This is a genomic window from Chryseobacterium jejuense (assembly GCF_017877355.1).
GTDB lineage: Bacteria > Bacteroidota > Bacteroidia > Flavobacteriales > Weeksellaceae > Chryseobacterium > Chryseobacterium jejuense_A.
Window position 1 is genome coordinate 180,085 of sequence record NZ_JAGIPR010000006.1, and the last position, 16,041, is coordinate 196,125.

The window sequence follows — 16,041 nt, forward strand, 5'->3', positions numbered from 1 at the left end:
ATCCAAAACCAACAGATATATTATTATCAATAAACATAACAAAATTTTGAATAAAATACAATTTATCACTTTCTAATGAAACAAGTTTCAATATGATCATTTATCATCCCTGTGGCCTGCATATGAGCATACATAACTGTTGAACCAACGAATTTAAATCCTCTTTTCTTCAGATCTTTGGAAATCTTATCGGAAATTTCTGTGGTGGCCGGTACTTCTGATAAAGCTTTTGGCTTATTATCAATTGGAGTTCCATTTATAAAGCCCCAGATATATTTTGAAAAACTTCCAAATTCTTTCTGAACCTCCATAAATTTCTGAGCATTGGTTATGGTAGCCAATATTTTAAGCTTATTCCTTATAATTCCGGGGTTATTCATAAGCTCTTCTATTTTTTGATCTGAATAAACCGCCACCTTTTTATAATCGAAATCATCAAAAGCTTTTCTGAAGTTTTCTCTTTTAGAAAGAATTGTATACCAGCTCAAACCTGCCTGAAAGCTTTCAAGAATAAGGAATTCAAAGATTGTTTCATCATCATAAACAGGTCTCCCCCATTCTTCATCATGGTATTTTCTGTAGAGATCATCTTTCTCACACCACCCACAGCGTATATTTTCCATAATTATCAATTTTTATAACATAAAGGTAAGATTGATTTAGAAAATCATAACAAAAGATTATGAAAATTTTAACAAAGGCGCCTGATTTTAGGAATGGTTATTGTTTATTCAAAACTACCAAACCAAATTTATAATATTATGAACAATTCTGATTATAACAAAGCGGAAAATGCAGTAAACAATGTAGAAAATTCTTTACAGAATGCCACGGACAAAGCCAAATGGAAAATCAATGAATTGGCAGACAAGGCCAAAGATTATATCAATGAAAAACGAAATAATGACGAAGAGGCCAACCAGCAAGACTGGCTAGACAGGGTAAAAGCTAATGTATCCGATGCATGGGAAGACATTAAAGATAAGGCAGATGAGGCTTGGGAAAAAACTAAAGATGCTGCAGAGGATGTGAAGGCAGAATGGAACAAGAAAACCAATTAAAATTTCAGTCATATAAATATTTTCAAGAAAATGGAGTCTTATAATTGATAAGGCTCCATTTTTATTATGTCATAACCACAATTATTGCTACATTTGTATTTCAATAAACATTAAAAAATTATGTCATACGGTTTACTTAAAGGCAAAAAGGGAATTATATTTGGAGCCCTTAATGAACAATCTATCGCATGGAAAGTTGCTGAGAGATGTCATGAGGAAGGTGCAGAATTCATCTTATCTAACGCTCCTATCGCTTTGAGAATGGGAGAACTTAATGGTTTAGCCGAAAAAACAGGTTCTGAAGTAATTGCTGCAGATGCTACTTCTATCGAAGATCTTGAGAAACTTTTTGATGCTGCTGTTGCAAAATTTGGAAAAATCGACTTTATCCTTCATTCCATTGGAATGTCTATCAATGTAAGAAAAGGAAAACATTATACGGAAATGAACTACGATTGGTTGGAAAAAGGCTGGGATATTTCAGCAGTTTCTTTCCATAAAGTAATGCGTGTGGCTTGGGAGAAAGACTGTATGAATGAGTGGGGAAGCATCCTGGCACTTACTTATATTGCTGCTCAGAGAACATTCCCGGATTACAATGATATGTCAGACAACAAGGCTTACCTGGAAAGCATCGCAAGAACTTTCGGAAACTATTGGGGTGAAAGAAAAGTACGTGTAAATACAGTTTCTCAGTCACCTACCATGACTACTGCAGGTAGTGGTGTGAAAGGTTTCGGAGGATTCCTTGGTTATGCTGAAGATATGTCTCCACTAGGAAATGCTACAGCTCTTGAATGTGCTGACTATTGTGTAACTCTTTTCTCTGATCTTACTAAAAAAGTAACGATGCAAAATCTTTTCCATGATGGAGGTTTCAGCAGTTCAGGGGTTACTCAGAAAGTGATTGGTAAATATGATGCTGAATAACAGTATTTAATATACGATAAAACAAATCGGCGGCCTCTTCGAGGCCGCCGATTCTTTTTAAATAATACTAATATGAAGTTACAAAATTACGGTCTGTATAGAATGGGCAGGCGCATTCAGTTTTGCAGCCATGCCTTCGATCCAAAGGTTAGTTTCAATATCTGTGTCTGAGTCATTCATAATGACGGTTACCAATTGACCGTTTTCATTCATAAAAGCAGAAGAAGTTAAAGCCGCTCTGTTGGAAGATGAACCTATCCTTTGGGCATTCGGTTTGATATACTTTGAAACGTGTCCGATGTAGTAATATTCATAAGTATAAAACACCTCTCCTGTTTTCGTATCGGCGATGATGGGTGCAAAACAAAAATTCCCTTTATGGTTTGGTCCTCCGGTTTCATCCAGTAGAATATTCCAGTCTGTCCATAGAGCATTTCCTTTGTTAAAATCGTTCAGCATATTTTTACTGTATAGCTCCCCAAGGCTTACATCATAAATTCTATCCATGGCAAACTGCTCTTTACAACCTTCCGTGAAGGCAAGAAATTTATCCGGAAAAGCTCTGTGGGTTTCTGTCAGGTTATCAAATAGCTGGGTTTTGTTGTTCCAGGTTTCATACCAGTGATACCCTATTCCGCTTGCATATTTTGAAGTTTCCGGATCGCTGAGTGTGGTAGTTGCTCTTTGGTAGATCAGGTCTCTGTTGTGATCCCAAATCATTACTTTTTTATCTTTATATCCGTTTTTCCATAAAGTTGGACCAAGATTATTTTTCAGGAACTCTCCTTCTTCTTCAGCAGTATAGATACATGATTCCCAGGATTGAGTAGCCATAGGTTCATTCTGAACAGTTAATCCCCAGACATTAATTCCTCTTTTTTCATATTCTTTAATGAATTTAATATAATAATCTGCCCAGGTCTGATAATATTGATTTTCCAGTCTTCCGCCTTTGTATAAACTTTTATTGGACTTCATCCAGGCGGGCGGGCTCCATGGAGAAAAATAGAAGGTAAAATTATTTCCAATTGCTTTTTGGGCTTCCTTAATCATGGGAATCTTATACTTCTCATCGTGGGCAACATTGAATGTTTTTAACGAAGTATCATTATCCTCCACATAGGTATAAGAATCACTGGAGAAGTCACAGGAATTCATATTGGTACGTACCACAGTATATCCCAATCCGTTCTTACCAAAATAAGCATCCAGAATTTCTTTTTGCTTGTTCTTTGGCATTTTGTAAAATGTTTCTGCAGACGCATCTGTAATAGCTCCTCCAATTCCGATCAGTTTTTGATATTTAAAATCAGGAGCTACAAAAATACAGGCTTCCGTTTCTTTTGGCTGTCCAAACTGTTCAAATTTTACAGATCCTTTGTCTGCCATTCTTTCATTCAATTTAGAATTGGTCAGAATTACCTTAGCTGTTTTTCCTTCATGTTTTTTCCAATATTTCTGGGCATTGACATTGATGGCAATACCTACTACAAAACAACTTACGATTACTTTTCTCATGATTTTTTATTTTTGGACTACGATGTCCCCTTTTTCATTATTTATTTTGATAGACTCGTACATAGTCTATATAATACTTTTGTGGGAAAATATGATCATCAACACCTTCTTTTCCACCCCAAAAACCACCTATCGCCAGATTTAAAATGAGAAAATAAGGCTGATCAAATGGCCAAGCTTCCTTGGTCTTTTCTAAATTTTCATAAGTGAAAAAATTCTTATCATCTATGTAAACATCAATTTTTTCCGGGGTCCAATCTGCTTTATACACATGGAATTTTTCGCTTGCATCTTTTACAAACAAAGTATCTGTTTTTTGAGTTCCCTGAATATGATTGTATTTTTTAGTATGAACCGAAGCATGGATATACCCCGGATTAAATCCGACATGTTCCATGATATCCAATTCACCGTCATCGGGCCATTTTTTCATATCTTCACTCATCATCCAGATGGCGGGCCAGGTTCCTCTGCCTTTTGGAAGTTTTGCACGCACTTCTACCGTTCCATATTGGAAAGAAAATTTTCCTTTGGTTAAAAGTCTAGCAGAGGTATATTTATTCTTTTCCCAATTTTCTTTTCTGGCTTCAATAACAAGATTTCCATTTTCCATACGGGCATTTTCCAATCTGTTTTTTGTATAAAACTGAGCCTCTTCATTTCCAAATCCACTTCCCCCCGTATCATAGTTCCACTTTGAAGAATCCGGAAGTCCCTTTCCGTTAAATTCATCACACCAAATCAGCTTTCTGCCAGAATCCGCCTTGGTTGAAATACAACTTACTGCAGATAAAACATACATTGCGGCTGTGCAAAGCTGAATGATATTTTGAAATTTAAAATTCATACTGTGATCATTGAATATTAAGTGACTTTGTTATCTATTCTGATATTTAGTTAAAAATATAGGTAGCTGCAGATTGTCCGGGAATGATTACTGACGCAGTTTTCCCCGCAAATTTAATATTAAAATTTTCAACATCCTTATTATCATTCTGAACAATCAGTACTGTCTTTCCAATTGGAGTCCTGAATGCTACTGTTGATAAATAATTTGTTTGCGTAGAAGCGATACGCTGAGAACCTGCAGGAATGAACTTAGAGGCATGTGCTATAATATAATAAGCTACATTTCTGGTAAAATTTGCGCTATCTGAAATGGTTATTGCGCCTTTACATTCTGTACATCCACCATCTGTGTGTGGTTTATACTCCGTATCATTAGCAAGATTCCATTCCAGAGCTATTTTACTCCAATTTCTCATAGAACCGATGATTACATTTTTAGTATGCCAGTTCAGATCTTCATTGAAAGTCCCTTTTGAACCTGTCCATTGTTCTGTGAAATAAAGATTTTTATCAGGAAAAGCGTTATGAACTGTACTCAAAGCGGAAATATCACCTTCATATAAATGAAAAGCAGATCCATCAATATACTGATAAGCTTCAGGATCTTTCAGAATATCAAGAGCATATTCCGGTTTGTTACAATTGTGATCATATACAACAATCTTTGTTTTAATATTGTTAGTTTTAAAAACAGGACCTAAATATCCTTTAATAAAATCCTTCTGTTTAGCAGACGGCATATACAAACTCGGATTATTTCCCGGATGTAAAGGTTCATTTTGAGGAGTAATGGCATCAACCATAATTCCCTCTTTTTGCATTCCCTGAATATATTTTACAAAATACCGGGCATAGGCTTCATAAAACTCGGGTTTTAAACTTCCACCCTTTGATTGGCCGTTATCTTTCATCCAAACCGGAGGTGACCATGGAGCTGCAATAATTTTGATTTTAGGATTGATGGCTAAAATCTCCTTTAGCATTGCAATCAAATCTTTATCTTTTGCTAAACTGAATTTTGAAAGAGAAGCATCCGTCTGCCCTTCCGGAAGATCATCATAGGAAAAAACCTCATCATCAAGGTCTGAAGCTCCAATGCTTAGTCTCAGATAACTGATGGAAATAGAATTTTCATCACCTCCAAAAAGTTCATTCAGCAAAGCTTTTCTTTTGACTGAAGACAAGCGATTGATCACCTCAACACTTCCTCCCGTTAATGTATATCCGAAGCCGTCAATATATTGAAACTTTTGGGTATCATCAATTTCAATATTCTGATAGTTATTGGATGTATTTACAAATCTGACCGGAGTTTGAGACTGCAATTTGATGCTTTCATCACCTTTGGTAAGCCAATACTGAACTTCATCATCATTCTTCTGAGCAACTGAGGTACATGATAAAGGAAAAAGTACCACACCGCAAAGCAGTGCAGTACCTTTAAAGAAACTATATAAGTTGTGAAACTTCATATTTAATATCCTGGATTTTGGTGCAGCGATGTATTCGGCAATTCATTATACGGAATGGGTAAAATTTCGTTTTTGTTGGCTTTAAACCCTTTAAATGCTAGCTTTGAAGGGGCATCACCCCATCTTACAAGGTCAAACCATCTATGTCCTTCACCCGCAAGTTCTCTCCTTCTTTCATCTTTAATCGCCTGCATAGAAACCGGAACAGAACCTAGCTTCACCCTTGCTCTTACAGCATCCAATAAAGCCTGAGCTCTTGCGCCAGCTCCTCCTAAAGCTTCTGCCTCCATAAGATAGGTATCAGCTAATCTTATGGCCACATAATTTTGTCTGAAGTTAAGTTCCGCCGCTCCTGGAAGTGAACTTTTCAAATCATTGGTAGGTAAATATTTATTTAAAAAATATCCGGTATCCGAAAATGCAGGACTATAAGTAACCTTATCCTCTGCTAATAATGGTTTCATATTAAAAATAGTTGCATTCATTCGCGGGTCATCCTGCATAAAATTATACAAGTCTTCAGTCACTGTATTAAATGCCCACCCCGGATATAAATCAGGAGCATCATTATCTTTAATTTTTTTGTTAATGGAATAAGAACGAGGTCCCAGCATTGCATTGATAGAGTTTCCTTCATCTTTTCCCTGTCCCCAGAAGCCCCAGTCAGAATTCCCTTTGTTGGTATGCATAACTTCCAGAATAGATTCCGTTGAAAACTTATAAGGATCTACCGTTTCTGGCCCTACTTTAAATAAATCTCCATAATTTGCTACCAATTTGTATCCATATTGGCTAGTACCTCCCGGTGTACCATTCACCTGTTCAAATTGTGCTGCTGCTTCCGGCATTTTCTTATCATAAAGATAGATCTTCCCTAATATTGCTCTGGCTGTTCCTTGTGTAATTCTTCCTCTATCATTACCCGTAGCTGTTAACATCAGATCAGGAAGTGCAGCAATGATATCGTTTTCTATCTGCGTATATACTTCGTTCGGCTTTGCCTGTGGAATATTCCAATAATCATCATCAAATTTTACACTCTTAAGAACCAAAGGAATATTTCCAAACATTCTTACCAATTCAAAGTAGTATAAAGACCTTAAAACCTTTGCTTCGGCACTGTATCTTTTCTTGAGACCTTCATCCATATTTGCTCCGGGCACTCTTTCCATTAAAAGATTAGCACGTGCTATACCCTGATAATAATCTCTCCAATAGCTTGCAGGCATTGTGTTAGGGTTTAATGAATAATTATTGATTCCCTGGATACCTGCACCATCATTAGAATTTCCACCTCCGGAATAAAAATCATCAGATCCGGCATTAAAAAAGGTAACTGTATTTTCAAATCCCCCGGAATATTTTCTTAAAATATCATATACAGAAACCAGAGCACTAAATGACTGTCTCTCATTTTGAAAATAAGTCTCCGTTTTAAATGCTCCTGAATTCTGTACCTCATCCAGATACGAACCACTGCAGGCAATATTGCTAAAACTCAGACCTGCTAAAAAAGTTACGGCAAGCCCTTTATATATAAAACTTTTATTTTTCATGTTATTACGTATTAAAATTGAATGTTTGCCCCAAGTAAGAATGTTCTTGCCTGTGGATAGTAAGCTCTGTCAACCCCAATAATATCTTGTTCAGAATTATTTCTTCCGGCAATTTCCGGATCATATCCAGTGTATTTTGTAAAGGTGAAAAGGTTTTCCCCCGTAATATATAATCTCACTTTACTCATTCCAAATCGGTTGGTAACGTCTTGAGGAAGTGTATACCCTAACTGAATAATTTTTACCCGGATATAATCACCTTTCTGAAGGTAATAGTTAGACATCCATGAATAATTATGATTAGGATCATCTCTGGTAACTCTCGGATTTGCATTGGTAGAGCCCTCTCCTGTCCATCGGTCTAAAATCTTTGTCTGGTAATTCGCATCAAGAACATCCAGTCTTCTTAATCCCTGGAAAATTTTGTTTCCAGCTTGTCCTTGAGCGAATATCATAAAATCAAAGTTTTTATAATTCATGTTAACTGTAAGTCCAAAGGTATATTTTGGAATAGAGCTTCCTAAATTCACTTTGTCTTCCTCATCAATTTTACCATCACCATTATTATCCTGCCAGATAAAATCTCCTGGTTTAGCATTAGGCAACAGCTTCCCACCATTGGCATTTACATAAGCATCAATTTGCGCCTGATTCTGAAACACTCCACTGTAAGTCTGTCCGTAAAAAGATCCGTAAGGCTGCCCTACGGCTACTCTTGAGACAGCTCCCATTGTCTGGAAAGAAGCGAGGTTGAAATAATCAATATCATTCTCTAATCGCAAAACTTTGTTTTTGATTGTTGCAAAATTTCCGTTTACAGATATACTGAAGTCTTCCCAGTTCTTTTTATATCCCAACTCAAGTTCCAATCCTGAGTTTTCCATATCCCCTACGTTTGACCAAGGTAAATTAGGAACCCCAACATAGCCTGGAATATTGATTTGTCTTAAAATATCAGTAGTTTTCTTTTTATACCAATCTGCGGTAAGGGTGAAATTATTGAATAGCTTAAGGTCTGCTGCAATGTTCAACTGACTGGTCTGTTCCCATTTTAGGTTCGGGTTTTCCAATGTACTTGGAGCATATCCTATAATGATATTATTCCCTGAATTGGTATAGTTACTTCCTGAAACCATAAAGCTTGCAAATCTGAAATTCTCCATTTCGTCATTTCCTAAAACTCCATATCCTCCTCTTAGTTTCAAACTGTTAATAACCTTATTTTCTGGCCAGAAATCTTCTTTATGAGCATTCCACCCCAAAGACATAGATGGGAAAGTTCCCCAATGTTGATTGGTCGCAAATTTTGAAGACCCATCTCTACGAACGGTTCCTGTAAATAAATATTTATCAGCATAATCATAAATAATTCTACCAAAATAAGAAGCTTTACGGGTTTGAATCCCATCCCATCCTTTGGCTGTAATATCATCCTGAGGAATATCAAAGTTAAAAGAAGCATCCTGCCAGCTATCAATAGGCAGATTACTGTAAGTTAAGCTGGCTCCACCTGATACATTATATCGATATACCCCTTGTCCTATCAAAATGCTTAAGTTGTGATCTCCAAATTTATTCTGATACGTCAATGTATTTTCCATGCTCCATTCAAACTTATTTTCATCCACTTTATTCAAACTATTGAAACCAGTATTTCTGTAGTTGGGACTTAAATAATACTTAGGAGTAAAGGTGCGGCTTCCCCAATACGATTTCTTACCATTTAAACTTGACTTGAAGGTAAAATGATCAAGAAACTTAAGCTCAGCAAAGACATTTCCTACAAAATCATCAGACCAATTGTAATTCCCTTGCTGAATAGTACGAAAAGCTCTTGGATTCGTCATTTCGTTGTTTACATACCGCGAAATCCCATACGGATTGCCATTGGGATCACGAATGATATAAGGATCTGTGTAACCACTTGGATCTACTTTAGACCAATCTGTAACCACTTCCGGAGTAATAGGATCTAGATTAACTGCCGAAGCCAAAGGCCCACCATATTCTTCGTTGGCACTTACTCCCTGAGATTTTGTATGAGTATAGGCAAAAGTCTGCCCTAATGTTAAATAATCTGTAACCTTATGGGTTGAATTGAACCTCGCATTGATTCTTTTATAATAAGAGATATCCGTCATTACAATACCCGTCTGATCGAAATAACCGAACGATGTATAGTAACTGGATTTATCATTACCACCAGTAATACTTACTTCATGGGAAGATTTTTCTCCTGTTCCAAAAATAGTATCCTGCCAGTTTGTTCCTTTTCCAAATGCTTCAGGATTGGCAAAACGTGGTGCCTGCCCATCATTTACAAAACCTTCATTAATAATCTTGGCATACTGAGTGCCATCTAGAAGATCCAGTTTTTTAGACGCATTCGAAAAACCGTAAAATCCATTATAAGAAAGAACCAGTTTCCCTTTCTTTCCTTTTTTTGTGGTGACCAGGATTACTCCTTTTGCAGCAGAAACTCCATAGATTGCAGACGATGCTCCATCTTTCAGCACTTCAATACTTTCTATGTCAGACTGATTAAGCCACCCGATATTATCTACTACAATACCATCTACTACCCATAACGGACTATTACTTCCAGCTCCAAAACTGGTGATTCCACGAACGCGCACCGTTGCGGCGGCACCCGGCTGCCCGGAGTTAGTCACTACAGAAACCCCTGCAGCCCTTCCCTGCAACACCTGTTCCGGCTTACCGGTAGGAATGTTTTCTATATCACTCGCTTTAATACTTGCGATAGCTCCGGTTACATTAGACTTCTTCTGAGTCCCGTATCCGATGACTACAATCTCATCTATTTTGTTTTCTTTAGAAAGCGTGTCCTTTTTCGTCTGGCCACTGAAGTTAGCCGTAAAATAGAGGACGGCAATCACTCCTAAATTTCTCGATATTCTTACATTCATATACAGCTATTTGTTTTAATTCTCAAATTGAGACAATAAAAATATATTTTTTTTCAATTAATTAACATTATATTAATAAATATTTTAAAATTTCGTTTATTATTGAGGGTTAAAAGCCATATCTTCGTATCAATTATTCACAAAAAGTTATAAAAATTCAATAAAGTTAACTCCCGAAATGACTGCTAAGCTTTCCAAAATTTCTCTTCCTCTAAAATTAACCTTTCTAATTTTTTCAATGGTGCTCAACTGTATGGGACTTATTATCCTTCAGCTTGCAGATAATAATATCACCTATGGAGAACTTGGATTTCTGGAATCTTTCAAAGATCTCCCCATCGCGTTTATCTCATTATTTGCAGTGAGCTTTATTAATAAAACAGGATCAAAAAAAGCACTGATCGCAGCATTGGCCATTGTAGGATTCTGCTCCTGCCTTCTTCCGTTTATTGAAGAATTCTGGTTTTATAAAGTATGGTTTGCCATCATTGGAGCCTGCTTTGCCATTGGGAAAATATGTGTGTTTGGAATCATCAGGAATAATATTTCTGATGAAAAATCATTGGCTAAAACAATGAACAGCGTGGAAGCTTCCTTTATGATCGGAATTTTTGTGGTTAATACAGGCTTTGGATGGATCATCTCCAGCCAGTATTCCGAATTCTGGAGATTTGGATTTCTGTTGATTGCCGTGCTATCTGCCATTACCATATTTCTTCTTTCAAAAATAGAAATAACAGAGTCTAAACCATCAGAAAACAAAAGTATACTCACTGAATTATCAGGATTTACAACACCTGTGGTTGCCTTGTTCCTTGCGGTGATCTTCTTTATTGTTTTTGTAGAGCAGGGATTTAATTCGTGGTTGCCGTCTTTTTATAAGAATCACTTGAAAGTCAATTCCTTTTTTGCTCTTCAGGCAACGTCCTTCCTCTCTGTTTTCTCATATATAGGAAGAACTGTTACGGCAAATATCATCCGTAGATTTTCATTATCAAAATATTATATTACATGCATTTCTTTAATCATTGCTCTACTAATGATTATTCTGGGAATTCAGTATTTTGATTCTGAAGATTCAAAAATGATTCTATTTTTGTTCCCGGTTATAGGATTATTTCTTTCACCACTCTATCCTGTTATCAATTCAAAAATGATTGCTGCGGTTGATAAAGAAAAGATAAATCTGTTTACCTCACTTATTGTTATTTTTTCTTCCCTGGGAAGCTCTGTGAGTTCTATTATTATGGCAATACTCTTTGGGAAAAACCTTTTAAATTTTTATCCATTATATATTTTATGCTCTATAATTCTTCTTTTTGTGATTAGTTTATTATATTTTACTGTCTCAAAAAGAAAATATAGAAAATAGTTTTATTTTTACAACCATGAAAATCAAAGACACAAAAAGCAAAGAAACACTTCAGGAACTGATCGACACAAAGGATTTCGTTGCTCATATTTCTGTAGACTGTACGATATTCGGCTTTCACAATAACATTCTGAAAGTCCTATTGTTAAAATATCACGATCTGGATCTATGGTCGCTTCCTGGTGGTTTTGTTTTCAATGATGAAGACCTTAGGGAAGCTGCAGAACGAGTTTTGTATGAACGAACGCACCTTAAAGACTTATTTTTAAAACAATTTCATACGTTTGGAAGAATAGACCGTACAGAAAACAATGTTCATCAGATCCTCCTTAGAAATAAAGGGATTGAAGTACCGGAAGATCACTGGATCTTTCAAAGGTTTATTACAGTAGGATACTGCAGCCTTATCGATTTTTCACTGACCAATACTTTTCCGGATGCTTTTAATGAAAGTTGTGAATGGTTTGAAGTGAACAATCTTCCCAAGATGGCATTTGACCACGATAGAATTATAGAAACCGGACTGGAATATCTAAGAATGAATATCAACACAGAAGTGGCAGCCAGTAATCTTCTTCCTGAAAAATTCACGATGAAGGACCTTCAGGCTCTTTATGAAACTATTTTAGGACAGAAATTCAGAAGAAATAATTTCCAACGAAAAATATTAAGCCTCAATATCCTTGATAGATTGGAAAAGCTATACGACGGTTCTGCTAACAAGGCTCCGTATCTGTATAAATTCAAGACTGAGGTTCATAATGCCCCTAATCAGTATCCTATCTCCAATGATGAGGAGGTTTAAAATATGAATTTTATCTCTTACACAGGAAAAACCCATATTATCTGTTTGAAAACCAGCATTTAGATAAGTTTTCAAAAAAATTTCTTAAACACCACGAAAAATGTTATTTTTAACAAAATCAAAAAATCATGTCATATTATCCTCTTACAAGCATCCCTGATTATTATGGAATTGATGCTTTACTTACTGAAGAACACAAACTGATCCGCCAATCTGTAAGGGATTGGGTTGAAAGTTATGTAATGCCGCAGATTGACCAGGCAGCACAAAATCATACTGACCTTCCTGGCCTTATGAGAGAATTAGGAAAAATTGGGGCATTAGGACCCTATATTCCTGTTGAGTATGGAGGTTCTGGATTAGATCAAATTTCTTACGGCCTTATCATGCAGGAGTTAGAAAGAGGAGATTCTGCAGTACGTTCTGCTGCTTCAGTACAAAGCTCTTTGGTTATGTTTCCCATTAATGAGTTCGGTTCTGAAGAACAGAAAAAGAAATATCTTCCAAAATTAGCTGCTGGAGAAATGATTGGTTCTTTTGGATTAACTGAGCCTAACCACGGTTCTGATCCGAGTTCTATGGAGACTTACTTCAAAGATATGGGAGACCATTATCTTTTGAATGGTGCTAAAATGTGGATCACTAACTCTCCTCTTTGCGATATTGCAGTTGTATGGGCAAAAAATGAGGAAGGAAAAATACAGGGATTAATTGTTGAAAGAGGAATGGAAGGATTCACTACTCCGGAAACACACAATAAATGGAGCTTAAGAGCTTCAAAAACAGGAGAATTAGTATTTAATGATGTAAAAGTTCCGAAAGAAAACTTACTTCCGGGTGTTACAGGATTGAAAGGACCTTTATCTTGTCTAAACTCTGCGAGATATGGGATTTCCTGGGGAGTAATCGGAGCAGCTATTGACTGTCACTGTACAGCAGTTCAGTATTCTAAAGAAAGAAGACAGTTTGGTAAGCCAATCGGTTCTTATCAGCTTCAACAGAAAAAATTGGCTGAATTCTTAACGGAGATTACAAAAGCTCAGTTATTATGTCTTCAGTTAGGGACTCTTAAAAATGCTCATAAAGCAACTCCTGCACAAATCTCAATGGCTAAGCGTAACAACGTAAAAATGGCTATTGACATTGCAAGAGAATCAAGACAGATTCTTGGAGGTATGGGTATCATGGGCGAATTCCCGATGATGAGACACGCTGCCAATCTGGAGTCTGTTATTACTTATGAAGGAACTCACGACGTTCATTTGTTAATCACCGGTTTAGATATTACAGGTATCAACGCTTTCTAAGGAAAGAAAAATATAGAACTAAGAGTCTGATCTTTTGATCAGACTCTTTTATTTTACTCACATTACAGAGAATTTAATATTCAATGAATAACTATTAGTGCCTGAATATTTTTGTGAATTTAATAAAGTTATTACCTTAACGCTAGTAAAAAATCACGATATGAAGAAAATAACAACTTTTTTAATAGGACTCACAGCTCCTTTCTACTTTGCACAACAGGCTGGTGATCTTGTAAGCTCTGAACAGAAACTGGATTTAACACCGCAGGGAGTTGTGAATTTCATTGCCAATAATCTTGGTGAACAAAATGCTCCTGACTTTATAAGTTATCTGAATGGCTTCAATGTAGGTTTAAAAGGATATAAAATAACCTATTACACTAAAAATGAAAAAAACGTTCTTGTAAAAGCAACAGGTCTTCTCATGTATCCTAATGTTAATATGAAGCTTTCCACAGTAGTCTCAGACCATGGAACTACCGATAGCAGGCATAATGTTCCTTCTAATTTTAAAGGAACTCTAACCGCCGGATTTGTAGTTGAGCTTTCTTATGTACTCAACGGTTATATTTTAATGGCTCCCGACTATGTAGGGATGGGAGACGGAGATGGTGTGCATCCTTATGTAGACTATGCTACTGAAGCTGGAGCGACTATTGATTTTGTTACCGCAGCCAATAAAGCATTAGCACAATTAGGGATAAAACGCTATGATGAATATTTCCTGGCAGGTTATTCTCAGGGGGCACATGCAGCCATGTCCACTTTAAAAAGATTAAATGTATCAAACCCCGGGAATCTAAAGTTTAAATATGCTTATATGGGTGATGGTCCTTATGACATGTCGGAAACTACTTTAAAGAAAGGTGTTTTAGAAAAGGATATCTATCCATTTAGCTCATTTTTAGCAAACATTGTAAATTCTTGTAACAATGGAGGATACCCAACCTACAATAACAATATTTCAGAAACTATTTCTGCTGAATACCTGGACAAATACAATTATCATGTAATTCAGGATAATGGAGGGTTATTATGGGGACCTGTAATATGGAGAAAGCTTTTTACAACCAATTTCATTAATGAAGTAACCAATAACCCCAACCATAAATTCAGACAGTGTCTAAAGCCCAAAGATGTCTATGATTGGTACAATAAAACACCTATGACATTAGGACACTCTTCTGTAGACTTAGCTATTCCACCTGAAAACACCTCCAAAACTATTGATGTACAGCGTGGTTATTATGCATGGTGGGATCTGAACAAATACAAGCTGGATTCTTTCTACTGGGGACCTATCGGACACGTGGGCGGTATAGTTCCTTTTGTTCTGGCTTCTAATGCCAAATTCAATACCTTAAGAAGCGGTGGGCTTTTTAACCAATGGGCAGCAGTAGGATCTATTTTTGGAAAACAATCAGCAGAAGCTTCACCAGAAACTCCTATCCTATTTTCATCTCAGATAAAACCTGAACTTGGAAATCTGCAGTTGGTTGAAGTTACTGACTTTAATAAAGAGAAAGTAAGCAGCAGAGCTGCAAATGAACGTAGTTTATCCTCTTTAAATGATGGTGTATATCTATTAAAAGTGTCGGAAAATAATCAGGAAAAGATGCTTCCATACATCAAGAATACTCCTAAAGAGGTGGTGGAAAATGAAATTGTACAATCCGAAAACAATTCAGTTTTAAAATTAAAAATCGATGAAAATGAACTTTCTGCAGTTCATATTTTTGATGAAAATAAAAATCTGGTTACAACCATTTCCAAAGGCCAATATCAGGAAAACGACGGTATCAATCTAAAAAATCTGAATCCTCACAAATATACATTCGAAGTAGTTACCCCATATTATAACCTACAGTTCAATAAGAATCTTGGAAGCAGCAAATTGGAAAACAGTACAGATATTTTTGCACAGAACAAGCAGATCAGAGCCAGAGCTAATAATAACATTAAAACTATCAGTATATACAGTATTTCCGGAGCTTTACTTCATCAGCAGGAAGTGAATTCTCAGCAATTTGAATCGAGAAGTATGGAACCAGGAGTATATGTAGTACAAATGACTCTTGATAGCGGAAAAACAATCAATAAAAAAGTTAAGCTATAACATCTAATCCTTATTTATATATCATTTTCAAGTTAATTTTGGCACTCCAGCAATGGGGTGCTTTTTTGTTCTTTTAAATATATGCCACGTCCTGAAATTCCAAGACAATAATTATTGGGCGGAAGGTT

At 36.2% G+C, this 16,041-nt stretch carries 12 protein-coding genes; 6 read left to right on the forward strand and 6 right to left on the reverse strand.

Annotation, left to right across the window (positions count from 1 at the left end):
* Positions 1–65: 65 nt before the first annotated feature.
* The gene (locus tag J2772_RS13950) at positions 66–623 is read right to left on the reverse strand and encodes a DNA-3-methyladenine glycosylase I (RefSeq protein ID WP_209917668.1); all 558 of its coding nucleotides are present in this window, start codon (positions 621–623) and stop codon (positions 66–68) included.
* A gap of 138 nt (positions 624–761) precedes the next feature.
* Here J2772_RS13950 and J2772_RS13955 point away from each other — a divergent pair, with 138 nt between their 5' ends.
* Both J2772_RS13955 and J2772_RS13960 read left to right on the forward strand, forming a co-directional pair.
* Positions 762–1,061, forward strand: a complete 300-nt coding sequence (locus J2772_RS13955; protein ID WP_209917669.1) for a hypothetical protein — start codon at positions 762–764, stop codon at positions 1,059–1,061.
* Between the two features lie 120 nt (positions 1,062–1,181).
* The gene (locus tag J2772_RS13960) at positions 1,182–1,991 is read left to right on the forward strand and encodes an enoyl-ACP reductase (protein ID WP_045496151.1); all 810 of its coding nucleotides are present in this window, start codon (positions 1,182–1,184) and stop codon (positions 1,989–1,991) included.
* A gap of 78 nt (positions 1,992–2,069) precedes the next feature.
* Here the strand turns inward: J2772_RS13960 and J2772_RS13965 are convergent, their stop codons facing one another.
* The 5 genes from J2772_RS13965 to J2772_RS13985 are packed head-to-tail and all read right to left on the reverse strand — an operon-like array spanning position 2,070 to position 10,313.
* Positions 2,070–3,509: a glycoside hydrolase family 30 protein gene (locus J2772_RS13965; RefSeq protein ID WP_209917671.1), complete on the reverse strand. Its 1,440-nt coding sequence runs from the start codon at positions 3,507–3,509 to the stop codon at positions 2,070–2,072.
* 37 nt (positions 3,510–3,546) lie between these two features.
* Complete coding sequence (locus J2772_RS13970) at positions 3,547–4,356, reverse strand: family 16 glycosylhydrolase (RefSeq protein ID WP_209917678.1); 810 nt, start codon at positions 4,354–4,356, stop codon at positions 3,547–3,549.
* Positions 4,357–4,402: 46 nt separating this feature from the next.
* On the reverse strand, positions 4,403–5,830 hold the full coding sequence (locus J2772_RS13975) for a glycoside hydrolase family 30 protein (RefSeq protein WP_209917680.1): 1,428 nt from the start codon (positions 5,828–5,830) through the stop codon (positions 4,403–4,405).
* A gap of 2 nt (positions 5,831–5,832) precedes the next feature.
* Positions 5,833–7,386 carry a RagB/SusD family nutrient uptake outer membrane protein gene (locus J2772_RS13980; protein ID WP_209917683.1) on the reverse strand — a complete coding sequence of 518 codons (1,554 nt, stop codon included), beginning with the start codon at positions 7,384–7,386 and terminating at the stop codon, positions 5,833–5,835.
* Between the two features lie 11 nt (positions 7,387–7,397).
* Positions 7,398–10,313 (reverse strand): SusC/RagA family TonB-linked outer membrane protein, encoded by a 2,916-nt coding sequence (locus J2772_RS13985; protein WP_209917684.1) that lies wholly within the window; start codon positions 10,311–10,313, stop codon positions 7,398–7,400.
* A 178-nt stretch (positions 10,314–10,491) separates the two neighbouring features.
* Between J2772_RS13985 and J2772_RS13990 the strand changes: the two genes are divergently transcribed.
* The 4 genes from J2772_RS13990 to J2772_RS14005 all read left to right on the forward strand — a co-directional run bounded on the left by J2772_RS13990 (position 10,492) and on the right by J2772_RS14005 (position 15,913).
* A complete protein-coding gene (locus J2772_RS13990; protein ID WP_209917685.1) occupies positions 10,492–11,685 on the forward strand; it encodes an MFS transporter in 1,194 nt (397 codons plus the stop codon).
* A 16-nt stretch (positions 11,686–11,701) separates the two neighbouring features.
* The gene (locus tag J2772_RS13995) at positions 11,702–12,490 is read left to right on the forward strand and encodes an NUDIX hydrolase (protein WP_209917686.1); all 789 of its coding nucleotides are present in this window, start codon (positions 11,702–11,704) and stop codon (positions 12,488–12,490) included.
* A gap of 128 nt (positions 12,491–12,618) precedes the next feature.
* Complete coding sequence (locus J2772_RS14000) at positions 12,619–13,797, forward strand: acyl-CoA dehydrogenase family protein (protein WP_209917687.1); 1,179 nt, start codon at positions 12,619–12,621, stop codon at positions 13,795–13,797.
* 160 nt (positions 13,798–13,957) lie between these two features.
* Positions 13,958–15,913, forward strand: coding sequence for a T9SS type A sorting domain-containing protein (locus J2772_RS14005; RefSeq protein WP_209917688.1), 1,956 nt, complete (start codon positions 13,958–13,960; stop codon positions 15,911–15,913).
* The last annotated feature ends 128 nt before the right edge of the window (positions 15,914–16,041 follow it).

What these genes read in the sequence shown, in the direction of transcription:
- J2772_RS13950 (WP_209917668.1), bottom strand. Translation starts at nt 623, where the DNA reads ATGGAAAATATACGCTGTGGGTGGTGTGAGAAAGATGATCTCTACAGA.
- J2772_RS13955 (WP_209917669.1), top strand. Translation starts at nt 762, where the DNA reads ATGAACAATTCTGATTATAACAAAGCGGAAAATGCAGTAAACAATGTA.
- J2772_RS13960 (WP_045496151.1), top strand. Translation starts at nt 1,182, where the DNA reads ATGTCATACGGTTTACTTAAAGGCAAAAAGGGAATTATATTTGGAGCC.
- J2772_RS13965 (WP_209917671.1), bottom strand. Translation starts at nt 3,509, where the DNA reads ATGAGAAAAGTAATCGTAAGTTGTTTTGTAGTAGGTATTGCCATCAAT.
- J2772_RS13970 (WP_209917678.1), bottom strand. Translation starts at nt 4,356, where the DNA reads ATGAATTTTAAATTTCAAAATATCATTCAGCTTTGCACAGCCGCAATG.
- J2772_RS13975 (WP_209917680.1), bottom strand. Translation starts at nt 5,830, where the DNA reads ATGAAGTTTCACAACTTATATAGTTTCTTTAAAGGTACTGCACTGCTT.
- J2772_RS13980 (WP_209917683.1), bottom strand. Translation starts at nt 7,386, where the DNA reads ATGAAAAATAAAAGTTTTATATATAAAGGGCTTGCCGTAACTTTTTTA.
- J2772_RS13985 (WP_209917684.1), bottom strand. Translation starts at nt 10,313, where the DNA reads ATGAATGTAAGAATATCGAGAAATTTAGGAGTGATTGCCGTCCTCTAT.
- J2772_RS13990 (WP_209917685.1), top strand. Translation starts at nt 10,492, where the DNA reads ATGACTGCTAAGCTTTCCAAAATTTCTCTTCCTCTAAAATTAACCTTT.
- J2772_RS13995 (WP_209917686.1), top strand. Translation starts at nt 11,702, where the DNA reads ATGAAAATCAAAGACACAAAAAGCAAAGAAACACTTCAGGAACTGATC.
- J2772_RS14000 (WP_209917687.1), top strand. Translation starts at nt 12,619, where the DNA reads ATGTCATATTATCCTCTTACAAGCATCCCTGATTATTATGGAATTGAT.
- J2772_RS14005 (WP_209917688.1), top strand. Translation starts at nt 13,958, where the DNA reads ATGAAGAAAATAACAACTTTTTTAATAGGACTCACAGCTCCTTTCTAC.